Below are 21,219 nucleotides of genomic sequence, written 5' to 3' on the forward strand. Positions count from 1 at the left end.
CGAACGGCCGCCGAAAGGGACGGAAAGCCTGGCCGATCAGGCTGATCACCATTCCTTCCGGACCACTAAGTCATTGGAAAGAATGGTGGGCGCGACAGGGATTGAACCTGTGACCCCACCCGTGTGAAGGGTGTGCTCTACCGCTGAGCTACGCGCCCGTAACCGGGAGACGGGCCTTTAGGCGGCGAGTCGCCGCCTGTCCAGCCCAAAATTTCGGATTTAGTTGACCGAGTCCTTCAGCAGCTTGCCCGGCTTGAACTTGGGCTGCGACGAGGCCTTGATGGTCATCGGTTCGCCGGTGCGCGGGTTACGGCCGGTCGAGGCCTTGCGCTTGGAAACCGAGAAAGTGCCGAAGCCAACGAGGCGAACTTCATCACCCTTTTTCAGGGCAGCGGTGATCGATTCAAACACGGCATCGACCGCCTTGACCGCATCGCCGCGGGCCAGGCCCGAGGAGTCGGCGACGGTGGCGATCAGCTCCTGCTTGTTCATTCCATAACCCCCTATGATTTCGACGAATAACCAGACGGACTCGGTGCCGCCCAAATATTAAAGGACCGATAATGACGCGGCAGGCGGTGCTGTCAAACCCCACCCTTATCCCCCATCCTTATCCAAAGCGAAGGATGGCGCAAACAGAAGCGCGTGTCATCCTTATGACATCGTTTGAAAATGGCCGCCGATCCTTCGACCGGCGGCCTCGTCCTTGCGACGATCAGTGGTGACGTTCGCCGCCAACCGCCGGGATCGCGGCAGGCGGCAGCGCCGCCAATTCATCCGCATCGGTCCAGTCGATCGCCTCCAGCGGCTCGACCAGCGCCAGGCGAAGCACCTCGTCGACATGCGCCACCGGCACGATCTTCAGCCCATTCAGGATGTTGGCGGGAATATCCGCCAGATCCTTTTCATTCTCTTGCGGGATGAGCACGGTGGTGATGCCGCCACGCAGCGCCGCCAGCAGCTTTTCCTTCAGGCCACCGATCGGCAGCACGCGGCCGCGGAGCGTGACCTCGCCGGTCATCGCCACATCCTTGCGCACCGCAATGCCGGTCAGCGTCGACACGATCGAGGTGACGAGGCCGATGCCCGCCGACGGACCGTCCTTGGGCACCGCGCCCTCGGGCAGGTGGATATGGATGTCCTTGCGGTGGAACAGCGACGGCTTGATCCCGAAGCTGGGGCTGCGCGCCTGGACGAAGCTGAAGGCGGCCTGGACCGATTCCTTCATCACATCGCCCAGCTTGCCGGTGGTCTTCACCTGGCCCTTGCCCGGCACCGTCACCGATTCGATGGTAAGCAGTTCGCCACCCACCTCGGTCCAGGCGAGGCCCGTGACCGCACCGATCTGGTCCTCCTGTTCGGACAGGCCGTGGCGGTACTTCTGGACGCCTGCGAACTCATGCAGGTTTTCCGGCGTGATCGTCACCGACGTCGCCTTGCCCTCCAAGATCTGGCGCAGCGCCTTGCGGGCGAGGCGCGCAATCTCGCGCTCCAGCGTACGCACGCCCGCCTCGCGGGTGTAACGCTGGATCAGGGCACGCAGGCCCTCCTGGGTCAGGGTGAACTCGCCGCCCTTCAGGCCATGCGTCTCGACCTGCTTGGCGACCAGATGGCGCTCGGCGATCTCGACCTTCTCATCCTCGGTATAGCCCTCCAGACGGATGATCTCCATGCGGTCGAGCAAGGGCTGCGGCAGGTTCAGCGTGTTTGCCGTGCACACGAACATCACGTCCGACAGATCGATATCGATCTCCAGATAGTGGTCGTTGAACTTGGCGTTCTGCTCCGGATCGAGCACTTCCAGCAGCGCCGAGGCGGGATCGCCGCGGAAATCCTGGCCCAGCTTGTCGATCTCGTCGAGCAGGAACAGCGGGTTGCCGGTGCCCGCCTTTTTCAGGTTGGTCACGATCTTGCCCGGCAGCGAGCCGATGTACGTCCGGCGGTGGCCGCGAATCTCGGCCTCGTCGCGCACGCCGCCCAGCGACTGGCGGATGAACTCGCGCCCGCACGCCTTGGCGATCGACTGGCCCAGAGAGGTCTTGCCGACGCCCGGCGGGCCGACGAGGCACAGGATCGGCCCCTTCAGCTTGTTGGTGCGCGCCTGAACGCCGAGATATTCGACGATCCGGTCCTTCACCTTTTCCAGCGCATAATGGTCCTGGTCCAGGATCGCCTGCGCCGCCGCGATGTCCTTCTTCACCTTGGACTTCTTGCCCCAGGGCAGACCCAGCAGCACGTCGAGGTAATTGCGCACGACCGTCGCCTCGGCGCTCATCGGCGCCATGGTCTTCAGCTTTTTCAGTTCGGCGGTCGCCTTGGTGCGCGCTTCCTTCGACAGCTTGAGCGTCGCGATCTTCTGGGTCAGCTCGGCGATCTCGTCGCCGTCGCCGTCCTCGCTCTCATTGCCCAGCTCGCGCTGGATCGCCTTGAGCTGTTCGTTGAGATAATATTCGCGCTGCGTCTTCTCCATCTGGCGCTTGACGCGGCTTTTGATCTTCTTCTCGACCTGAAGGACGCCGAGTTCGCCTTCCATCAGGGCATAGGCCATCTCCAGCCGCTTGGCCGGATCGGTTTCCACCAGCAGCGCCTGTTTGTCGGCGACCTTGACCGAAATGTTCGCGGCGACCGCATCGGCCAGCTGCGACGCATCCTCGATCTCGGCCAGCTGCACGGCCGTTTCGGCGGGCAGCTTGCGATTGAGCTTGGCGTAATTCTCGAACTGGTCGACCACCGAACGCATCAGCGCGGCGACCTGCGCCTTGACGTCATGCTCCTGCTCTTCGAGCGCGGTTTCGTCGCTCTCGACCACGGTCGTGTCGATGGTGGAGGTCAGGTGGGTGCCCGACTCGTCCAGCTCGACCAGGCGGCCGCGCGTCTTGCCCTCTACCAGCACGCGTACCGTGCCGTCGGGCAGCTTCAGCAGTTGCAGGACGCTGGCGGTCACGCCGATCTCGTACAGATCCTCGCGTGAGGGATCGTCCTCGGCGGGATCCAACTGGGCGACCAAAAAAATTTCCTTGTCCGCCGCCATCGCCGCTTCCAGTGCCGCGACCGATTTGTCGCGGCCGACGAACAGGGGCACGATCATGTGCGGGAAGACGACGATGTCACGCAGCGGGAGGACGGGATAGGTCTGGTTCATGCAAACTCCGGTCGGCCCGATCAGGGCCTCTTCGTATCTATATATGGGGAGGGTTGCCGATCCATCAATTCCCGCTGCGACAAGACGCTGCGGCACGGCTTGCCAAGCCGCATCGCTTGGGCGAAACCAGACACCATGAATCGTATACGGAATGCCGCTATCGCGCTGCTCGCCTCCTCGTTTCTTTGCGCCGCCCCGTCCGGTGCCCAGACATCCAAGGCGCTTCCCGCCAAGGGTGAGCCGCCGCTGACCGCGCAGACCATGATCTCCGGCGGCGTCCGTCCACCCGAGCAGCTCGCCGTCCGCTTCGACCGTGCCGACCTGTCGTTCGAGATACTGCCCGATACGCAGGAGTTGAACGGCATTGCGGTGCTGGACTTTACCGCAAAGGCGCCGCTGGCGCGGCTGGTAATCGATCTCGACCGGAATTTGCCGGTCAAGGCGATCGCCATCGATGGAAAGCCCCTCAAGCCCGCCGCGTGGTCCAACCCGGAAGGGCAGCTGGTCGTCACCCTGCCCCGTGCGCTGCGTGCCGGGCAGACGGTCAGCGCGAAGATCACCTATGGCGGCACGCCGCATGTCGCGGTGCGGGCGCCCTGGGATACCGGCGTCGTCTGGGCCAAGACGCCGGACGGGCGGCCCTGGTTCGCCACGACCGATCAGGGCTATGGCTGCGACCTGCTCTGGCCGTGCCTCGACTATCCGATGGGCGAGCCGGGCCTGGTCACGCTGCACATCACGGTGCCCAAGGGGCTGAAGGCCCCATCAAACGGCGTGCTGCTGGGCGTCGATACGCTGCCCGATGGGCGGACCCGGTGGAACTGGCGGACCAAGCATCCCAACACCTATGCCATCGCGCTGAACGTCGGGCCGTACGAGGTGGTCGAGGGGAAATATAAGAGCCGCTTCGGTAACACGATCCCCATGTTCTACTGGTATCTGCCTGGCGAGAAGGAGAAGGCGGAAGGGCTCTTTGCGGAGTTCGCGCCGACGCTGGATTTCTTCGAGTCGACCGTCGGCCCCTTCCCCTTCGGCGACGAAAAGCTGGGCGTAGTCGAGACGCCGCACAAGGGCATGGAGCATCAGACGATCAACGCCTACGGCAATGAATATGCCAAGGCGCCGGAAGGGTTCGACTGGCTGTTCCAGCATGAGTTCAGCCATGAATGGTTCGGCAACCAGCTGACCAATGTCGACTGGGACGATTTCTGGCTGCACGAGGGTTATGGCAGCTATATGCAGCCCAGCTATGGACGCTGGCGTGAGGGCGAGGCGCGCTATGCGGTGATGATGGACGCGCAGCGCGGGCAGATCGCCAACAAGGCCCCCATCGTCCACGACCGAAGCATGACCGAGCAGGATGTCTATGAAGAGGCCAAGGGCGGTCCCGGCCTCGACATCTATATGAAGGGGTCGTGGATGCTGCACACGCTCCACAATCTGATCGGGGACAAGGCGTTCTGGGACGTGACGCGGCTGGCCGTCTATGGCCGGACCGATCCCAGGCCGGGGAATTTCACGCCCCGCTATGGCTCGACCAAGGAATATGAGGGCTTTGTCCGGCAGGTCACGGGCAAGGACTATGGCTGGTTCTTCAACGTCTATCTGCGCCAGGCGGCATTGCCCGAGATCGTCGAGACGCGCCGTGGCGACCAGCTCACCCTGACCTGGAAGGTGCCGGGCGGTGGGCCCTTCCCGATGCCGGTCGATGTCCAGGTCGGCGACCGGGTCGAGACGCTGCCGATGACGGACGGCACCGGCACGCTGACCGTGCCTGCCGATGCGCATGTCGTGGTCGATCCCTGGGCGAAGGTGCTGAAGCGCTCGGTCGCGATCGAGCAGTTCCGGGCGTGGAAGGCGGAACAGGCGGCGAAGAAGAAGTAGGGCCGGTCATCCCCCTGCGCTTCGACTGCGCTTAACGCGAACGGAAACGGGATAGCGCCCCCCCCTTTCGTTCAGCCCGCGCGGAGAAGGCCAAGGGCATAGTTTGAACCCAGCCTGTTCACCGGCGAAGACCGAGGTCCAGTTGCGGCGCCATTGTGGTGGCGCGGTGAATGGGCGTGGGAGGCCGTTGCCACTGATCGCCATGCCCCCCAACGCAATGCCCCTATTCTCTCTCGACTATGGAGACTGGACCCCGGCCTTCGCCGGAGAACACCAAGTGGACCACCCTTGGCCTTCGACTTCGCTCAGGCTGAACGGGCATTGGGGATCAAGGCACGACCGTCACGAACAGATACGCCGCGAAGATCACCAGATGCACCGCGCCGCCCAGCACGGTCGTCCGCCCATTGCCCAGCGTCAGCGTGATGGTGAACAGCGACAGGACCAGCAGGATCATCTGCTTGGCCCCGATCCCCAGCGCCAGCGGCAGGCCCAGCATCAGCGAGACGATCGCCACCGCCGGAATGGTCAGCCCGATGGTCGCCAGCGCCGAGCCCAACGCGAGGTTGAGGCTGGTCTGAAGCCGGTTGCGCTTGGCCGCCCGGTACGCCGCCAGGCTCTCGGGCGCCAGCACCAGCGCCGCGATCACCACACCGACGATGGCAAGCGGCAGGCCCGCTCCCAGGATCGCCGCCTCGACGATGCCCGACAGCCCCTTGGCCAGCAGGACCACCCCGACCAGCGCGACCAGCAACATGCCCAATGCCGCCCAGGCCGCCGCATTGGTCGGCGGCTCGGCATGGGCATCGGCAGGCATGTCCTCGTCGGCGGGCAGGAAATAGTCGCGGTGCCGCACCGTCTGCACCATGACGAAGGTGCCGTAGAGGATGACGCTGACGATCGCGACGAAGACCAGTTGCGAGGTCGCATAGGTCGGCCCCGGCGCGGACGAGACATAATTGGGCAGGACCAGCGACAGCACGACCATCGCAGTCAGCACGTTGAGCGACGAACTCGCGCCCCGCAGCGAAAAGCGCTGTTCGCCATGCTGAAATCCCCCGGCGAGCAGGCACAGGCCGACGATGCCGTTCAGGATGATCATGATCGCCGCGAATACCGTGTCGCGCGCCAGGCTGGACGCATCACCCGCGTCGGACAGCATCAGGCTGACGATCAGCGACACCTCGATCACCGTGACCGCAACCGCCAGGACCAAGGTGCCGAAGGGCTCGCCGACCCGGTGCGCGACGACCTCTGCCTGATGAACCGCCGACAGTACGCAGCCGAACAGGATGATCGCCGCGACGACCACTCCGACCGTCCCCATCTTGTAGAGCGACACTGCGATGGCAAGCAGGCCCAGGATCGGGAACACCAGGGTCCACCAGGGCATCAGCAGACGCTGGAGCAGCGCGCGCTTCTGTCCGGCGGTGACGATGGCGTCGGGTTCGCTCATGGCTGGTCTCTTCTCCTCAACGTGACGGGGATGATGACATCCCTGTCATGCCAATGCGCCAACCGCCCTGTTGGGTCCCGACGCCCGCAAATTCATTGCGATGTCGAAACCATATGTAGCCCCTTCTGGGGCTAAACGCGTATCAAGCTCTGTTTTGGAGCGGCAGTTCACCAGGCGTTGCAAGTCTGAGGGCAGTGGCGCCTCAACCCGCGTCATTCTCCACCCTGTAACGCAACCAGATTTCACCACCCGGCAACACCTCATGATGGGTCAGCGTCAGCCCGGTCAGCGGTGCGGGCATATCCGCATCCTCCTCACCCGAATGAAACAGGCTGGGCGCCCCCGCCGCGCCGTCGATCGCGGGGCAGAGCGCCACGCTGATCTCGTCGATCAACCCGGCGCGCAGAAATTCGCCATTGGCCGTGCCGCCACCCTCGACCAGCAGCGTCTCGACGCCCAATTCCTGGTTCAGGATATCGGGCACGGCGCGCAGGTCGATCATATCCGTTCCGGCAAAGACATAGGACACCCCGTCGCTCCGCAGCCCGGCCAGATGCGAGTCCGGCACCGCCTCGGTCAGCACGACGACGATCGGATCGCCACCAATGTCGCTCCGGCCCCAGACGATCTTGGCCTGTTCGTCCAGCACCACGCCGAACGCGTCGGCCTCACGGGTTGCGAACCAGTTTTCGCGCGGGAAGATCTCGTCCGTATCGGGATAACGGTCGCCCTTGGCGAATTCCTGCCCCGTCACCCGCCCAACGATCCAGGCGTCGCCATCGATCCGGTCGTGCAGATCCTCGAAGAGTTCACCGGGCTTGTAGCTCTCGGGCCGCCAGCGGCTTTGCAGGATGCGCCCGTCCAGGCTGCAAATCATGTGGCAGATCATATGGGGTTTCATCGCGGCATCTCCTGTTCGGAGCGGCAACGCGTGGTAAAGCAGAGGGGTTCGGCATTTGTCCCATTCCTCCCTGTAAGGGGAGGAATGTTTATAGTCCGCCGACCGGCCGGATCATCGACCAGAAGTGCGGGCCGCCCTTGGGCACCGACCATTCCCCGGTCAGTTGGAAGCCCAGCCGCGTATAAAGCCCGACATTGCTCTCGGTCGCCGTCTCCAGATAGGCGGATACGCCGTCGGCATCGCATCGGGCCAGTCCCGCCCGGATCGATGCACCGCCCAGCCCCCGTCCCTGCTGCGCCGGATCGACGCCGGCGATATGGAGATACCAAAAGGGCTCAGCCGGAAAATGCGCCTCGATCGCATCGCCCAGCCGCATAGCGCGGGGAAGCGAGGTGCCCAGCGCGTGCAGCACCGGGATCAGCCGCCGGACAAAGGCCATCGTCGACACATGCGCCTGCCCCGGCGGTCGCCAGAAGGTCGCGGCTTCCTCGCCCTGCGCGACCAGCCGCATCCCCGCCGCATCGCTGTCGAACAGCAGCGCGAACAGGCGCGGCAGGCGCTTCGCCCGTTCGGCCGGATCGGGAAAGATATAGGACATGGCCGGATCGTCGGCAAAGGCGCGGCCCAGCATAGCCGCCACCGCCGCCCGGTCGCCCGTCCCCGCGTCACGGATCGTCACCATCGCATTCCCCATAGGAAAACGGGCGCCTCCCCCAGGGGAAGCGCCCGTCATCCATTCCACTACGTCACGGCCCCGTTCAGGCCGCCGCGCCGTCCGTCTTCTTGGCCTTTTCGGCATAGACGCGGATCGGTTCCTTGCGACCCTCGACCACGTCCTTGTCGACCATCACTTCGTCGACGCCGTCCATGCCGGGCAGGTCGAACATGGTGTCGAGCAGGATGCCCTCCAGGATCGAGCGCAGCCCGCGCGCACCGGTCTTGCGCTCGATCGCCTTCTTAGCGACCGTGGTCAGCGCGTCGTCGGTGAAGTCGAGTTCGACATTCTCCATCTCGAACAGCTTCTGATACTGCTTGACCAGCGCGTTCTTCGGCTCGGACAGGATCTTGACCAGCGCCGCGATGTCGAGGTCTTCGAGCGTGGCGATGACCGGCAGACGGCCGACAAATTCGGGGATCAGGCCGAACTTCAGCAGATCCTCCGGCTCGGTCTGGCGCAGATATTCGCCGGTCCGCTTCTCCTCCGGTGCCGCGACATAGGCGCCGAAGCCGATCGACTTGCCCTGCAGACGGTCGCCGATGATCTTTTCCAGACCCGCGAACGCGCCGCCGCAGATGAACAGGATGTTCGTCGTGTCGACCTGCAGGAATTCCTGCTGCGGATGCTTGCGCCCGCCCTGCGGCGGAACGCTGGCGGTCGTGCCTTCCATCAGCTTGAGCAACGCCTGCTGAACGCCCTCGCCCGACACGTCGCGGGTGATCGAGGGATTCTCGGCCTTGCGGCTGATCTTGTCGATCTCGTCGATATAGACGATGCCGCGCTGCGCCCGCTCGACATTGTAATCCGATGCCTGGAGCAGCTTCAGGATGATGTTCTCGACATCCTCGCCGACATAACCGGCCTCGGTCAGCGTCGTCGCGTCCGCCATGGTGAACGGCACATCGAGAATGCGCGCCAGCGTCTGCGCCAGCAGCGTCTTGCCGCAACCGGTCGGGCCGACGAGCAGGATGTTCGACTTGGCCAGTTCGACATCGGCGCCCTTCGCACCGTGGTTCAGGCGCTTATAGTGGTTGTGCACCGCGACCGACAGGACACGCTTGGCCTGCTTCTGCCCGATGACATAGTCGTCGAGCACGTTGCAGATTTCCTGCGGCGTCGGGACGCCACCATCCTTCTTGGAGACCAGCGCGGACTTGGTCTCCTCACGGATGATGTCGTTGCACAGCTCCACGCACTCATCGCAAATGAAGACGGTCGGCCCCGCGATCAGCTTGCGCACCTCGTGCTGCGACTTACCGCAGAACGAGCAATAGAGGGTGCTTTTCGAGTTGCCACCGCTCACCTTGTCCATCAATCACCTCTCGCACCCATGAAGCGGTGCGCTACCGTTGCCGGGGTGCGCATCGTACCGCACCCCGATAAAGTCACAATCGAAATAAACCGTTCACGCTGAACGACCCGTCTTATGCCGCGGTCGACGCGTCGTCGGCCGGGGTCGGACGCTTGTCGAACACCTGGTCGATCAGGCCGAACTCCTTGGCCTCCTCGGCGCTCATGAACTTGTCACGGTCCATCGCGCGCTCGATCTCTTCCAGCGGCTTGCCGGTGTACTTGGCGTACAGCGTGTTCAGGAAGTGCCGCATGCGCAGGATTTCACGCGCCTGGATCTCGATATCGGCCGCCATGCCCTGCGCCCCGCCCGAAGGCTGGTGGATCATGATGCGGCTGTTCGTGGTCGCCACGCGCATGCCCGGCTCACCGGCCGACAGCAGGAAGCTGCCCATCGAGGCGGCCTGGCCGATGCACAGCGTGCCGACGCGCGGACGGATATACTGCATCGTGTCATGGATCGCCATGCCCGCCGTGACGACACCGCCCGGCGAGTTGATGTACATGTAGATGTCCTTCTTCGGATTTTCCGACTCAAGGAACAGCAGCTGCGCGCAGATCAGCGAGGCCATGCCGTCCTCGACACCGCCGGTGACGAAGATGATGCGCTCGCGGAGCAGGCGGCTGAAGATATCGAACGACCGTTCGCCGCGGTTCGACTGTTCGATGACGATCGGAACCAGCCCGGCCTGCGTCTGCCGCAGCCCGACGCCAGCATGTGCCAGCGGGCTCGCGAAATCGCCGGTCTCGAACGGATTGTGCATGGAAATCTCTCTTATGCCCAGAAGAGCCCCTATGTCGCGTGGTGGCCGCGCATATTCAAGCCCCGGCGGCATCCCGTGATGCTGCCGTGCAGCGTTTATGGCTTTCAGGGGTGAAAATCCGATTAGCGCGGGTTTCCGGGCGCGGGCAGCGCGAGATAGGCCAGCCGCCGAACCTCCTGCCGCCCACGTACCACGGTGTCGAGGATCAGCCCGGTGAAGACGTTCAGCGCGGCGAGCAGCATCAGGCCGGTCGACAGGATCGCGGTCGGGAAGCGCGGCACCTGATGCGTCTGTAGATAGGTCAGGATGATCGGCACGGCGAGCAGGATCGAAAGCGCCGCGAACAGCGCCGCGACCGCGCCGAAGAACCACAGCGGCCGCTCGATCCGGTACAGCTTCAGGATGGTGCGCAGGATGCGCCAGCCGTCCGAATAGGTGGACAGTTTCGACGCCGACCCCTCGGGCCGCGCATAATAGGGCGTGGCGATCTCGGCACAGGGCATTTTCAGCTCCAGGGCGTGAACGCTGATCTCAGTCTCGATCTCGAAGCCGACCGACAGGACCGGGAAGCTCTTGACGAAACGACGCGAGAAGACGCGATAACCCGACAGAATGTCGGTGAAGCTGCGCCCGAACAGCTTGGCGAGCATGCCCGTCAGCATCGCGTTGCCGAAGCGATGCCCGCGACGATAGGCGAGTTCCGCCTCGCTCACCCGCTGGCCGACCACCATGTCGAGCTGTTCCTCGACCATGCGCGCGACCAGGTCGGGTGCCGAAGCCGCATCATAGGTGGCGTCGCCGTCCGCCATGACATAGATGTCGGCGTCGATATCGGCGAACATGCGCCGCACGACCGCGCCCTTGCCCTGGATGCGTTCCGACCGGACCACGGCGCCCGCCGCGCGCGCGACCTCGACCGTACGGTCCTTGCTGTTGTTGTCATAGACATAGATGGTCGCGGTCGGCAGCGCCTCGCGGAAGCCCGCAATCGTCTGGGCGATCGCCGCTTCCTCGTTATAGCATGGCAACAGCACCGCAATGCTTGGCGCGGCCCCCTGATAGTCCATCATTCTTCCCTCGTGCGGCTTTACGGTCAGCCGAAGCGGTGCCCCTTATGGCGGATCGCGAGCTAAAGCGAGACGGCGCCGGTCAGGCTTGCCCCCGGATCGGGCATATCCCTAAGCTGCGCCATGAACGAGTCAAAGCCGGATCGACGGCGTTTCGGAATATCATGGCCGATGGCCGTGGCGACCCTGGCGGGGGCGGCGATCCTGTCCTGGGTCGCGGTCGCCAACGGCTTTCCGTTGGTCTTCGCCGACTCGGGCACCTATTTGCGGATACCGCTCGAACTCTTCTATCCGACCGATCGGCCGCCCGTTTATGGCCTCGCCATCGGATTGCCGCTGTGGATCACGGGGGTCTGGGGAATCGTCGCGGTCCAGGCGATCGGCAGCGTGTTGATGATCGCGATGACGCTCGCCATCGGTGGCGGCCGCCTCCAAGCGCGGGACGTGGTCGCGACCTGTGCCCTTCTGGGTCTGGGAAGCAGCCTGCCCTGGGTCGTCGGACAGATCATGCCCGACATCGCCACCGGCTTCGTTCCGCTGGTCCTGTTCGCGCTGCTCGCCCGCCCCTCCCATACGCCCCTATGGCAGCGCGCCGGGCTGGCGGTGCTGCTGGCCCTGTTGATCGCGGTGCATCTCAGCCATGTGCTGATGGCAGTTGGGCTGCTGGTGCTGGCGGCGGTCGCGATGCTGGTGAGCGGCACCGGGTGGCGGGAGACGATCCAGCGATCCCTGCCCGCCGCACTCGCTATCGCGCTGACGCTGTTGGGTCTGAGCGGCCTGAACCGCGTGGCGGGTTATGAGTTCAGGCCGGCCCTGTCGTCCGACACCTTCCTGCTCGCACGGCTGTTCGACGGGCATGTGGGGCAACCGGTGCTGGCGCGGCTGTGTCGCGAACGCACGCTTGCCCATTGTGCGCTGCGCCCCCTGGTTGACGATCCTTTGGTCGCCAAGCCGGGCCAGGCCTATCTCTGGGATCGGCGTTCGCCGCTCGGTGCGATGCTCCACCGCGACCGGCCAGGCGTGATCGCCGAGCAGCGGACGATCATCCGCGACGTGCTGCACGACGATCCCGGCGGCGTCGCGACATTGGCGTGGCAGGGCTTTGCCGAGCAACTGAGGACCGTCCGCAAGGGCGTATTGCCGCCTTATGCCGCCGATATGCAGATTGCGCGTATCCTGAAGACCCGGCTGCCGGGCGCCTACCAGGCGTTTGCGGTATCGCGGCAGCAGCGCGGGGCGCTCGATCCGCTGAAATTCGCACCCGATGTCGCGGTGGCGGTGGCGGTCGTCCTGCTGCTGCCCCTGATGCTGGTCTGGGCGGTACGCCAGCGGCGGTGGCCGTTGCTGGGACTGACGGGGCTGGTCGTCGCGACGCTGCTGCTCAACGCAGCCATCACCGGCGATCTGTCCGGCCCCGACGATCGGTATCAGAGCCGGGTGCTGTGGCTGCTGCCGCTGCTCGCCGCCTGTTTCGTCATCGGCACCCAGCGGCGCTCGGTTCTTGACCGTGCTGATATTGCCTTGAACTAACGCGAGCCCCTCCCCTTCAGGGGAGGGGTTGGGGTGGGGCTAGCCACAAGCGCGGAATTCGTGGAAGCGCCCCACCCCGGCCCCTCCCCTGAAGGGGAGGGGTGGGTCCATATTATATCGTCTCGTTTTAAAAACGCGGCGGGCCTGAACGCAAAAAGGGCGACCACTTGCGTGGCCGCCCTTTCTATCAACCGGCGGGCCGAAGCCCGCTCAGGCCGTCCTTACTCGGTCGGCGCAGCCTTCTTGGCGCGCGGCTTCTTGGCAGGCGCTTCGGCGGCTTCCGCTTCGCCTTCCGCCGGAGCAGCGGCCTTCTTCGCGCGCGGCTTCTTGGCGGGGGCTTCGTCGGTCGCCTCGGCGGCTTCCGCCTCGCCCTCGGCCGGAGCGGCCTTCTTGGCGCGGGTCGCCTTCGTCGGCGCGTCCGCGGCGTCCTCTTCGGCCGCGTCCTCGGTCACGTCGGCCTTCTTGGCCTTCGCCTTCTTGGCGCCGTGGTCATGATCATGGTCGTGATCATGATTGTGGACGTGCGTGCCGGTCGCGAAGCCGTCTTCGCTCTCGATCGCGGCTTCCAGCTCCTCACGAGTGGTTTCGCGGTCGGTGATCTCGGCCTTGCCGAACAGGAAGTCGACGACCTTGTCCTCATAGAGCGGCGCGCGCAGCTGGGCGGCGGCCATCGGCTCCTGCTGGACATACTGGATGAAACGCTGGCGATCTTCCGGGCCGTACTGCTGCGCGGCCTGCGCGATCAGGCGGTTCATTTCCTGCGCGGTCACTTCGACGCCGTTCGCCTGACCGATCTCCGAGAGGAGCAGGCCCAGACGGACGCGGCGCTCGGCGATCTTCTTATAATCGTCGCGCTCCTTCTCCATCTCGGCCTTGGCGGCCTCGGGATCTTCCTCATGAGTCGCTTCATGCTCGAGCTGCGCCCAGATCTGCGAGAACTCGGCCTCGACCATCGACGGCGGGACTTCGAAGTCATGACCATCGGCCAGCTGGTCGAGCAGCTTGCGCTTCATGTACGTGCGGGTCAGGCCGTTATGCTCCTGCTCGATCTGCCCCTTCAGCAGACCGCGCAGCTGCTCCAGGCTCTCGAGGCCCAGATTCTTGGCCATCTCGTCATCGACCTTGGCTTCGCCAGCGGTCTTCACCGACTTGATCGTCAGGTCGAAGGTCGCGGGCTGACCGGCCAGGTCTTTGGCGGGATAGTCCTCGGGGAAGGTGACCGAGATCTGCTTCTCTTCACCGGCCTTCACGCCGACCAGCTGGTCCTCGAAACCGGGGATCAGGCGACCGCCGCCGATCTCGACGGCCATGTCCTCGCCCGAGCCGCCCTCGAAGGCGACGCCGTCCATGGTCTTGCCGACGAAATCGACGGTGACCTGGTCGCCCTGCTCGGCGGCCTTGTCGCCCGCATCGTCCCAGCGCTTCTGCTGGTCGGCGAACTTCTGGAGCTGCTCGTCAATCGCTTCGTCGGCGACCGGCACGGTCAGACGCTCGAGCTTCAGCGCGTCGATCGCCGGGGTCGGGACCTGCGGCAGGACTTCGAGCGTGACGCTCAGCGTCGCGTCCTGGCCCTGCTCATACTCGCCAACCAGTTCGACCTGGGGCTGCATCGCGGGACGCAGGTTCTGCTCGGCGATCAGCGACTGTACGCCTTCCTGCAGCGCGGTGTTCAGCGCGTCCTGAAGCAGCGCCGGACCGTGCATCTTGCGAACCAGGTTCGTCGGCACCTTGCCGGGGCGGAAGCCGGGCATCTTCATCTGCGGAGCGATCCGCTTCAGCTCGGCATCGACCTTACCCTCGATGTCCTTGGCAGTGATGGTGAGCGTGTAGGCGCGCTTCAGCCCCTCGTTCAGCGTCTCGACAGTCTGCATCTAAAGGCCTTCAATCTGGAGAAATTCCGTGTGGCTGTCGCCCCGTTGTGACCGGGGACTGGTGCGGGCGAAGGGACTCGAACCCCCACATCTTACGATACTGGAACCTAAATCCAGCGCGTCTACCAGTTCCGCCACGCCCGCACGAGGACACCGCCGATGGGCGCGCGTCTATATCACCCTGGGCGGCTTCGGCAAGGGACAACAGGCAACATCGGCGTGTCCGATGCGTTTATGCCCTCCCCAGCCGGAAAAACGGCCACATTTACGGAGAGCGAGAATGGCAACCCAGCCCCCGCCCGAAAGCCCGACGCCGACCCAACCGGCCCAGCCCGATACGCCGCCGCCCGAAATCGTGCCGCCCGGTCCGGACATCGACCAGCCCGCCCCCGGCGTCGGCCCCGGCGATCCCGGTACCGTCCAGCCGCCCCAGATTTGAAAGGAGCCGATCATGGCGACCAATCCCGAAAACGATCCCGACAGCCCGCCCAGCGAGGCGCCCGAGAACAACCCCGACAGCCCGCCGCGCGAGGACCCGCGCAGCGACATCGAACAGGCCGTCGAGGCGCGTTCGGACGCGGTTGCGCGTGGCGAGGGCGGTGAAGAGCCGGTGACGTTTACCGATACCGGCGAGCATGACGGCGTCGGCGGGACCGGCGGCGTGGTGCGGAACCAGGATCTGGATGCGCAGTGATTGAGGGGGTGGGCTCGGTGAGACCCCTTTGCCCTCCCCCGGCCCCTCCCGCCTGCGGGAGGGGAGAGGCTTGCGGTGAGGCGGGAAAATTATTGCAGGCCGCCCGCAAACCCCGAAGTCCCTGACGGCGCACACCGCTCGCCCAAAGCACGCCCCTCCCGCAAGCGGGAGGGGATGGGGGAGGGAAAGCCACGGGCGATAGGCTCTGCGAGGCTCCCTACCCTCCCCCCAACCCCCTCCCGCCTGCGGGAGGGGAGAAGAAGGGGAGTGGCGCTAAAATCACCCCGCCAGCGCCTTCTTCAGCAGGTCATTCACCACCGCCGGGTTCGCCTTGCCGCCCATCGCCTTCATCGTCTGACCGACGAAGAAGCCGAACAGCGCTTCCTTGCCCGCGCGATACTGGCCCAGCTGGTTCGGATTCTTCTCCAGAACCTCGGCGATCACCGCCTCGATCGCGCCGGTGTCGCTGGTCTGCTTGAGGCCACGCTCCTCGACGATCTTGGACGGACCATCGCCCGTCTCCAGCATGATCTCGAACACCTGCTTCGACAGGCTCCCCGACAGCGTGCCGTCGGCGACCAGGGCCAGCAATTCCGCCGCCTGCGCAGGCGAAACCGGGCTCTCGGTGATGTCCTTGCCCAGCCGGTTGAGCGCACCGAACAGCTCGGCCGCGACCCAGTTGGCCGCCTGTGCGGGCTTGGCGCTCGTGCCCTCCAGCGCCTCCAGCAGCCCGTCGAACCAGCGCGCCGTCTCGACCTCGGCGGTCAGCACGCCCGCATTATACGCGGTCAGGCCCAGAGCCTCATAGCGGCGACGCTTGGCGTCGGGCAGTTCGGGCAGGCTGGCACGGCATTCCGCGAGGAATGCGTCGGTCAGTTCCAGAGGCAGCAAGTCGGGATCGGGGAAGTAGCGATAATCATGCGCATCTTCCTTCGACCGCATCGAGCGCGTGGTGCCGCTCTCGACGTTGAAGAGGCGCGTCTCCTGGACGATCTTGCCGCCATCCTCCAGTACCGCGACTTGGCGCTTGGCCTCATATTCGATCGCGGCCATCACGAAGCGGACCGAGTTGACGTTCTTCGTCTCGGTGCGCGTGCCGAACTCGTCACCGACTTTACGGACCGACACGTTCACGTCGGCGCGCATCGAGCCTTCTTCCATATTGCCGTCGCACGACCCGACATAGCGCAGGATCGCGCGCAGCTTGCGGAGATAAGCCCCTGCTTCGGCGGGCGAACGCATGTCGGGACGGCTGACGATCTCCATCAGCGCCACGCCCGAACGGTTGAGGTCGACATAGGAGCGCGTCGGATGCTGGTCGTGCATCAGCTTGCCCGCGTCCTGCTCGACATGGATACGCTCGACGCCGATCGACTTGGTCGGGCCGTCGGGGTTCTTCTCGTCCAGGCTGATCTCGATCGCGCCCTCGCCCACCAGCGGGTGGTAGAGCTGGCTGATCTGATAGCCCTGCGGCAGATCGGCGTAGAAGTAATTCTTTCGGTCGAAGCGCGACCACTTGTTGATCTGCGCATCGATCGCCATGCCGGTGCGCACCGCCTGGCGGATGCACTCCATATTGGGCACGGGCAACATGCCGGGCATCGCGGCGTCGACCAGCGAGACCTGGGTGTTGGGCTCCGCGCCGAACGCGGTCGCCGCGCCGGAGAACAGCTTGGCTTTGGTGGTGACCTGGGCATGGACTTCCAGGCCGATCACGACCTCCCATTCTCCGCTCGCGCCCTGGATGCGATATTCGCTCATGTTCGATCTCGATGATGAAGATAGTTGATCGCCGTCAGGACGGCGTTGCTGCCCAGCAGGGCGACGATCCAGCAGGTCGACAGGATGCGCAGGACGGACGTCTCGAAGCCGAGATTCCGCGCTTCCCGCAACCCAATATAGGCCGCGCCCGCGCCCAGCAGCAGGAACAGGATGCCCAGCCGCACCTCACCGCGCAGGATCACGCTGTTGCCCACGCACAGGCATAGGATGAAGACCGCCACGCCCAGAAAGAAGCGCGCGAGCGTGTGATGGTCGAAGGGCTGGCTTTCCATATGGCTCAGCGACACGCCGACATAGGCGCTGAGGATCGCCCCGAACGCGACGTTCAGGGCGCCCTGCGCCTCCCGCAACACGGCGATGTTGCGGGCCGAAAAGGCTCGGTCGCTTACCACCAAGCCTCAGGCCGCGCGGTGAAGCCCGCGCGCTGCTCGATGGCGAGGCCAGCGTTCAGCACGCCCTGCTCGTCCAGCGGCTTGCCGATGATCTGAAGGCCGAGCGGCAGTCCGTCCTTGTCCAACCCGCCCGGCACCGACATGGCAGGCAGCCCAGCCAGCGAGGCGGGCACCGTGAACACGTCGTTCAGATACATGGCCAGCGGATCGGCCTGCTTCTCGCCCAGCGCGAACGCCGCCGACGGCGCGGTCGGGGTGAGGAGCACGTCGCACTCACCGAACGCGCGCTCGAAATCGCGGGCGATCAGCGTGCGGACCTTCTGCGCCTGGGTATAATAGGCATCGTAGAAGCCCGCCGACAGCACATAGGTGCCGATCAGGATGCGGCGCTTCACCTCATCGCCGAACCCGGCGGCGCGGGTGGCGGCGTACATGTCCTGCAACCCCGCCCCTTCGGGCAGGTCGCGCAGGCCGTAGCGCACGCCGTCATAGCGCGCGAGGTTGGACGACGCCTCGGCCGGCGCGATAATGTAATAGGCGGGCAGCGCGTATTTGGTGTGCGGCAGCGAGACCTCGACGATCTCCGCGCCCGCATCACGCATCCACGCGATGCCCTGCTGCCACAGCGCCTCGATCTCGGCGGGCATACCGTCGACCCGGTATTCCTTGGGCACGCCGACCTTCTTGCCCTTCAGGTCGGTCGACAACGCGGCTTCCCAGTTGGGGACGTCGAGCTTGAGCGAGGTTGCGTCCTTGGCGTCGAAGCCCGCCATCGCCTCCAGCATGATCGCGCAGTCGCGCACGTCGCGCGCCATCGGCCCCGCCTGGTCGAGCGAGGAGGCGAAGGCGATCGTGCCCCAGCGCGAACAGCGGCCATAGGTCGGCTTGATGCCGGAAATGCCGGTAAAGGCGGCGGGCTGGCGGATCGATCCGCCGGTGTCGGTGCCGGTCGCGCCCGGCGCCAGCCCCGCCGACACCGCCGTCGACGAACCGCCCGACGACCCGCCGGGGGCGAGCGGTGCGGTGTCGTTCGGGCGGCGCCAGGGCGAGATCACGTTGCCGAACGCGCTGGTCTCGTTGGACGAGCCCATGGCGAACTGGTCGAGGTTCAGCTTGCCCAGCATCCCCGCGCCCGCATTCCACAGATTCTGCGAAACCGTCGATTCGTACGGCGGCACGAAGCCTTCCAGGATCTTGCTGGCGGCGGTGGTCGCGACGCCCTTGGTCGCGAACAGATCCTTCATGCCGATCGGCACGCCCGCGAGCGGCTTGAGCGTCTCGCCAGCGGCACGCGCCGCGTCGGCCGCATCGGCGGCGGCAAGCGCATGCTCCGGGGTCTTGACCAGGAAGGCGTTGAGCGCGTCGGCCCCCGCAACCTTTGCGTTGAACGCCTCGGCGACTTCGCGCGCCTTGAACTGGCCGTTGCGCACGCCGTCGCGGATCGCGGCGATGCCGAGTGTGGTGAGATCAGTCATTATTCGATCACCTTGGGCACCGTGAAGAAGCCATGTTCGGCCTGCGGCGCATTCTGCATGAGGAGGTCGCGGATGCCGCCGTCATTGACGACGTCGTCGCGCAGGCGAAGCTGGTTCGGGATCACCGCGGTCATCGGCTCGACCCCTTGGGTATCGACCTCGCCCAGTTGCTCGATCCAGCCCAGGATGTTCCCAAGCTCGGGGGCGAGGCGCGTCGCGTCCTCCTCGGTGATCGCGATGCGGGCGAGGCTCGCGATCTTCTTCACGGTTGCGGTATCTACGGACATGGATTTGCGGCTAGCATCGCCGCGCGGCTTCGCGCAACGCTTTTGCCGCCTCGGCGATTGCAATGGGGGCAAGTGGGGCATCATGGATAGCAATTGCGGGCCGTCCGATTTTGTTGCACCGCACAACGGAGTGATGATTTGGCGCGCAAATTCCTCTATGTCGTGGCGGCACTCATCGTGCTGACGATCGCCGCCGCCTTTGCTTACCGCCTGTTCGGCAACCAGCTGCTCCGCTGGTCGACGGTGCCGTCCGAGTCGTTCCAGACCCAAGCGGTGACGCGCGCCGAGGAATATCGCGACCGCAAGATGTGGCTGGCGCGCCCCGACCTGCCGGGCAATCCGGCGCTATGGGTGCCGACCGGCTTTACGCCCGGCCAGCCGGGTCAGGGCGCGGCAATCTTCTTCATCCACCCGACCTCCTATATCAGCAAGGCGCACTGGAACGCGCCGCTCGACGATCCCGAGACCAATGGCCGGGCCGAGCTGTTCCTGCGCGGACAGGCCAGCGCTTTCAACGGAGCCGGTGACATCTGGGCGCCGCGCTATCGCCAGGCGACCTTCGGCGCGTTCCTGACCAGCATGGCGGATGCCGAGCGCGCGCTCGACCTCGCCTATAGGGACGTGGACGCCGCTTTCACCGCCTTCCTGGCCGACGTCGATCCCAAGCGCCCGCTGATCCTGGCGGGGCATAGCCAGGGCGCGCTGCACCTGTCGCGGCTGCTGACCGACCGGGTGGCGAAGACCCCTGCCCTCAAGCGGCGGATCGTTGCGGCCTATGTCGTCGGCTGGCCGATCTCGATGACTGCCGACCTGCCCGCCATGGGATTGCCCGCCTGTGCGACGCCCGACCAGACGGGGTGCATCCTCAGTTGGCAGAGCTTCGGCGAGCCTGCCGATCCGTCGTTGATCCTCGACGTGTTCGACCAGACCAACGGCTATACCGGCGCGCCGCGCAAGGACACCCAGATGCTGTGCACCAACCCGCTGACCGGCACGCCCGGCGTCGCCGCGCCCGCCACCGCCAATCTGGGCACCCTCTATCCGTCCGCCGACCTGAAGACCGCCGCCATCGCCGCAGGCAAGGTCCCCGCCAAGTGCGAGGGGCGCGGCGTCCTGACCATCGGCGAGGGGCCGAGCGTCGGCCCCTATGTGCTGCCGGGCAACAACTACCACGTATACGACTATAGCCTGTTCTGGGCGAATGTCCGCGCCGATGCGGAGCGCCGTTTGAAAGCCTTTCGATGAGCCTGATCACCACCGACCGTAGCGAATTCCGCGCCGCCCTCCCCTCGGGCGGGCGGCTGATCGGGCTGGACGTCGGCACCAAGACGGTCGGCACCGCCTTGTGCGACGCCGGATGGAGCTTCGCCAGCCCCGCCACCCTGATCCGCCGGACCAAGTTCACCAAGGACAAGGAACAGTTGATCGCGATGATCGCCCAGCAGGGCGTGCAGGGCCTGGTCATCGGCCTGCCGCTGAACCTGGACGGCAGCGAGAGCCCGCGTTCGCAGTCGACACGCAGCTTCGCCCGCAACTGCGCCGATCTGGGCCCGATCTTGCTCTGGGACGAACGCTGGTCGACCGTGGCGGTCGAACGGACGATGATCGAACAGGATATGAGCCGCGCCAAGCGCGCCGAGCGGATCGACAACCTGGCCGCCGCGCATATCCTTCAGGCCGCGATCGACGCGTTGGTGATGGCCTGAACACCTGAGGCTGATCGAGATCCAAACTTTCTTCCCTCGCCCCTCATAGAGGGGAGAAGGTTGCGCAGACTTGGTCTTTGCGTGAGCAAAGGCTTAGTCGGAGCTGGGTGAGGGGTGAGCGCGCGGAACGCGCGCGCGAGCCGGAGGCTCGCTCAACCCCTCACCCAAGCTGCGCTAGCCAGCAAGCTGGCAAGCTCCGC

Annotated in this window: 19 protein-coding genes and 2 tRNA genes; 6 read left to right on the top strand and 15 right to left on the bottom strand. The window is 65.4% G+C overall.

Features of this window, described 5'->3' with window-relative positions:
- Nucleotides 1-83: 83 nt before the first annotated feature.
- From ACWKSV_RS07920 to lon, 3 genes are all read right to left on the bottom strand, one after another.
- Nucleotides 84-158, bottom strand: a tRNA-Val gene (locus ACWKSV_RS07920).
- A gap of 61 nt (nucleotides 159-219) precedes the next feature.
- On the bottom strand, nucleotides 220-492 hold the full coding sequence (locus ACWKSV_RS07925; protein ID WP_042489856.1) for an HU family DNA-binding protein: 273 nt from the start codon (nucleotides 490-492) through the stop codon (nucleotides 220-222).
- Nucleotides 493-715: 223 nt separating this feature from the next.
- Nucleotides 716-3,142 (bottom strand): endopeptidase La, encoded by a 2,427-nt coding sequence (lon, locus tag ACWKSV_RS07930; protein WP_076716912.1) that lies wholly within the window; start codon nucleotides 3,140-3,142, stop codon nucleotides 716-718.
- 135 nt (nucleotides 3,143-3,277) lie between these two features.
- Here lon and ACWKSV_RS07935 point away from each other — a divergent pair, with 135 nt between their 5' ends.
- Nucleotides 3,278-5,026 carry a M1 family metallopeptidase gene (locus ACWKSV_RS07935; RefSeq protein WP_237243406.1) on the top strand — a complete coding sequence of 583 codons (1,749 nt, stop codon included), beginning with the start codon at nucleotides 3,278-3,280 and terminating at the stop codon, nucleotides 5,024-5,026.
- Between the two features lie 328 nt (nucleotides 5,027-5,354).
- Here the strand turns inward: ACWKSV_RS07935 and ACWKSV_RS07940 are convergent, their stop codons facing one another.
- The 6 genes from ACWKSV_RS07940 to ACWKSV_RS07965 all read right to left on the bottom strand — a co-directional run bounded on the left by ACWKSV_RS07940 (nucleotide 5,355) and on the right by ACWKSV_RS07965 (nucleotide 11,285).
- A complete protein-coding gene (locus ACWKSV_RS07940) occupies nucleotides 5,355-6,482 on the bottom strand; it encodes a calcium:cation antiporter (RefSeq protein ID WP_056434111.1) in 1,128 nt (375 codons plus the stop codon).
- Between the two features lie 202 nt (nucleotides 6,483-6,684).
- Complete coding sequence (locus tag ACWKSV_RS07945; protein WP_076716914.1) at nucleotides 6,685-7,383, bottom strand: RibD family protein; 699 nt, start codon at nucleotides 7,381-7,383, stop codon at nucleotides 6,685-6,687.
- 88 nt (nucleotides 7,384-7,471) lie between these two features.
- Nucleotides 7,472-8,065 carry a GNAT family N-acetyltransferase gene (locus ACWKSV_RS07950; protein ID WP_076718300.1) on the bottom strand — a complete coding sequence of 198 codons (594 nt, stop codon included), beginning with the start codon at nucleotides 8,063-8,065 and terminating at the stop codon, nucleotides 7,472-7,474.
- Between the two features lie 76 nt (nucleotides 8,066-8,141).
- Nucleotides 8,142-9,413, bottom strand: a complete 1,272-nt coding sequence (gene clpX, locus ACWKSV_RS07955) for an ATP-dependent Clp protease ATP-binding subunit ClpX (RefSeq protein WP_042489865.1) — start codon at nucleotides 9,411-9,413, stop codon at nucleotides 8,142-8,144.
- Between the two features lie 112 nt (nucleotides 9,414-9,525).
- Entirely contained in the window at nucleotides 9,526-10,215 is a 690-nt protein-coding gene (gene clpP / locus ACWKSV_RS07960) for an ATP-dependent Clp endopeptidase proteolytic subunit ClpP (protein WP_056434117.1), read from the bottom strand.
- 122 nt (nucleotides 10,216-10,337) lie between these two features.
- Complete coding sequence (locus ACWKSV_RS07965; RefSeq protein WP_443026365.1) at nucleotides 10,338-11,285, bottom strand: glycosyltransferase family 2 protein; 948 nt, start codon at nucleotides 11,283-11,285, stop codon at nucleotides 10,338-10,340.
- A gap of 168 nt (nucleotides 11,286-11,453) precedes the next feature.
- Between ACWKSV_RS07965 and ACWKSV_RS07970 the strand changes: the two genes are divergently transcribed.
- Nucleotides 11,454-12,812, top strand: a complete 1,359-nt coding sequence (locus ACWKSV_RS07970) for a hypothetical protein (RefSeq protein ID WP_191864716.1) — start codon at nucleotides 11,454-11,456, stop codon at nucleotides 12,810-12,812.
- A gap of 221 nt (nucleotides 12,813-13,033) precedes the next feature.
- On the opposite strand, the gene tig is transcribed toward ACWKSV_RS07970, so the two are convergent.
- Together tig and ACWKSV_RS07980 are read right to left on the bottom strand one after the other, a co-directional pair.
- Nucleotides 13,034-14,683: a trigger factor gene (gene tig, locus ACWKSV_RS07975; RefSeq protein ID WP_076716917.1), complete on the bottom strand. Its 1,650-nt coding sequence runs from the start codon at nucleotides 14,681-14,683 to the stop codon at nucleotides 13,034-13,036.
- 59 nt (nucleotides 14,684-14,742) lie between these two features.
- A tRNA-Leu gene (locus ACWKSV_RS07980) sits at nucleotides 14,743-14,827 on the bottom strand.
- A 136-nt stretch (nucleotides 14,828-14,963) separates the two neighbouring features.
- Here ACWKSV_RS07980 and ACWKSV_RS07985 point away from each other — a divergent pair.
- Together ACWKSV_RS07985 and ACWKSV_RS07990 are read left to right on the top strand one after the other, a co-directional pair.
- Complete coding sequence (locus tag ACWKSV_RS07985) at nucleotides 14,964-15,122, top strand: hypothetical protein (RefSeq protein ID WP_172839679.1); 159 nt, start codon at nucleotides 14,964-14,966, stop codon at nucleotides 15,120-15,122.
- Nucleotides 15,123-15,134: 12 nt separating this feature from the next.
- Complete coding sequence (locus ACWKSV_RS07990) at nucleotides 15,135-15,377, top strand: hypothetical protein (RefSeq protein WP_076716918.1); 243 nt, start codon at nucleotides 15,135-15,137, stop codon at nucleotides 15,375-15,377.
- A 279-nt stretch (nucleotides 15,378-15,656) separates the two neighbouring features.
- On the opposite strand, the gene gatB is transcribed toward ACWKSV_RS07990, so the two are convergent.
- Genes gatB through gatC form a run of 4 tightly spaced genes read right to left on the bottom strand, consistent with a single transcriptional unit; the run spans nucleotide 15,657 to nucleotide 19,313 of the window.
- Nucleotides 15,657-17,138, bottom strand: a complete 1,482-nt coding sequence (gatB, locus tag ACWKSV_RS07995; protein ID WP_076716920.1) for an Asp-tRNA(Asn)/Glu-tRNA(Gln) amidotransferase subunit GatB — start codon at nucleotides 17,136-17,138, stop codon at nucleotides 15,657-15,659.
- Nucleotides 17,135-17,551, bottom strand: coding sequence for a hypothetical protein (locus tag ACWKSV_RS08000; protein WP_172839680.1), 417 nt, complete (start codon nucleotides 17,549-17,551; stop codon nucleotides 17,135-17,137). The genes gatB and ACWKSV_RS08000 overlap by 4 nt, the downstream gene beginning before the upstream one ends.
- Nucleotides 17,545-19,026: an Asp-tRNA(Asn)/Glu-tRNA(Gln) amidotransferase subunit GatA gene (gatA, locus tag ACWKSV_RS08005; RefSeq protein ID WP_076716923.1), complete on the bottom strand. Its 1,482-nt coding sequence runs from the start codon at nucleotides 19,024-19,026 to the stop codon at nucleotides 17,545-17,547. Before gatA ends, ACWKSV_RS08000 begins: the two co-directional genes overlap by 7 nt.
- The gene (gatC, locus tag ACWKSV_RS08010) at nucleotides 19,026-19,313 is read right to left on the bottom strand and encodes an Asp-tRNA(Asn)/Glu-tRNA(Gln) amidotransferase subunit GatC (protein WP_037568622.1); all 288 of its coding nucleotides are present in this window, start codon (nucleotides 19,311-19,313) and stop codon (nucleotides 19,026-19,028) included. The genes gatA and gatC overlap by 1 nt, the downstream gene beginning before the upstream one ends.
- A 138-nt stretch (nucleotides 19,314-19,451) precedes the next feature.
- Between gatC and ACWKSV_RS08015 the strand changes: the two genes are divergently transcribed.
- On the top strand, nucleotides 19,452-20,558 hold the full coding sequence (locus tag ACWKSV_RS08015) for a DUF3089 domain-containing protein (protein ID WP_076716925.1): 1,107 nt from the start codon (nucleotides 19,452-19,454) through the stop codon (nucleotides 20,556-20,558).
- Nucleotides 20,555-21,019 carry a Holliday junction resolvase RuvX gene (gene ruvX, locus ACWKSV_RS08020; RefSeq protein ID WP_172839681.1) on the top strand — a complete coding sequence of 155 codons (465 nt, stop codon included), beginning with the start codon at nucleotides 20,555-20,557 and terminating at the stop codon, nucleotides 21,017-21,019. The genes ACWKSV_RS08015 and ruvX overlap by 4 nt, the downstream gene beginning before the upstream one ends.
- Nucleotides 21,020-21,219: the final 200 nt, after the last annotated feature.

The sequence above is a fragment of the Sphingomonas sp. SphC10 genome, from assembly GCF_057004845.1.

Excerpts from the sequence above, each read along its gene's own strand:
- ACWKSV_RS07935 (WP_237243406.1), top strand. The coding sequence starts at position 3,278 with ATGAATCGTATACGGAATGCCGCTATCGCGCTGCTCGCCTCCTCGTTT.
- ACWKSV_RS07940 (WP_056434111.1), bottom strand. The coding sequence starts at position 6,482 with ATGAGCGAACCCGACGCCATCGTCACCGCCGGACAGAAGCGCGCGCTG.
- lon (WP_076716912.1), bottom strand. The coding sequence starts at position 3,142 with ATGAACCAGACCTATCCCGTCCTCCCGCTGCGTGACATCGTCGTCTTC.
- ACWKSV_RS07965 (WP_443026365.1), bottom strand. The coding sequence starts at position 11,285 with ATGATGGACTATCAGGGGGCCGCGCCAAGCATTGCGGTGCTGTTGCCA.
- ACWKSV_RS07945 (WP_076716914.1), bottom strand. The coding sequence starts at position 7,383 with ATGAAACCCCATATGATCTGCCACATGATTTGCAGCCTGGACGGGCGC.
- gatA (WP_076716923.1), bottom strand. The coding sequence starts at position 19,026 with ATGACTGATCTCACCACACTCGGCATCGCCGCGATCCGCGACGGCGTG.
- clpP (WP_056434117.1), bottom strand. The coding sequence starts at position 10,215 with ATGCACAATCCGTTCGAGACCGGCGATTTCGCGAGCCCGCTGGCACAT.
- ACWKSV_RS07970 (WP_191864716.1), top strand. The coding sequence starts at position 11,454 with ATGGCCGTGGCGACCCTGGCGGGGGCGGCGATCCTGTCCTGGGTCGCG.
- ACWKSV_RS07990 (WP_076716918.1), top strand. The coding sequence starts at position 15,135 with ATGGCGACCAATCCCGAAAACGATCCCGACAGCCCGCCCAGCGAGGCG.
- ACWKSV_RS07925 (WP_042489856.1), bottom strand. The coding sequence starts at position 492 with ATGAACAAGCAGGAGCTGATCGCCACCGTCGCCGACTCCTCGGGCCTG.
- clpX (WP_042489865.1), bottom strand. The coding sequence starts at position 9,413 with ATGGACAAGGTGAGCGGTGGCAACTCGAAAAGCACCCTCTATTGCTCG.
- gatB (WP_076716920.1), bottom strand. The coding sequence starts at position 17,138 with ATGAGCGAATATCGCATCCAGGGCGCGAGCGGAGAATGGGAGGTCGTG.
- gatC (WP_037568622.1), bottom strand. The coding sequence starts at position 19,313 with ATGTCCGTAGATACCGCAACCGTGAAGAAGATCGCGAGCCTCGCCCGC.
- ACWKSV_RS07985 (WP_172839679.1), top strand. The coding sequence starts at position 14,964 with ATGGCAACCCAGCCCCCGCCCGAAAGCCCGACGCCGACCCAACCGGCC.
- ruvX (WP_172839681.1), top strand. The coding sequence starts at position 20,555 with ATGAGCCTGATCACCACCGACCGTAGCGAATTCCGCGCCGCCCTCCCC.
- tig (WP_076716917.1), bottom strand. The coding sequence starts at position 14,683 with ATGCAGACTGTCGAGACGCTGAACGAGGGGCTGAAGCGCGCCTACACG.
- ACWKSV_RS07950 (WP_076718300.1), bottom strand. The coding sequence starts at position 8,065 with ATGGTGACGATCCGTGACGCGGGGACGGGCGACCGGGCGGCGGTGGCG.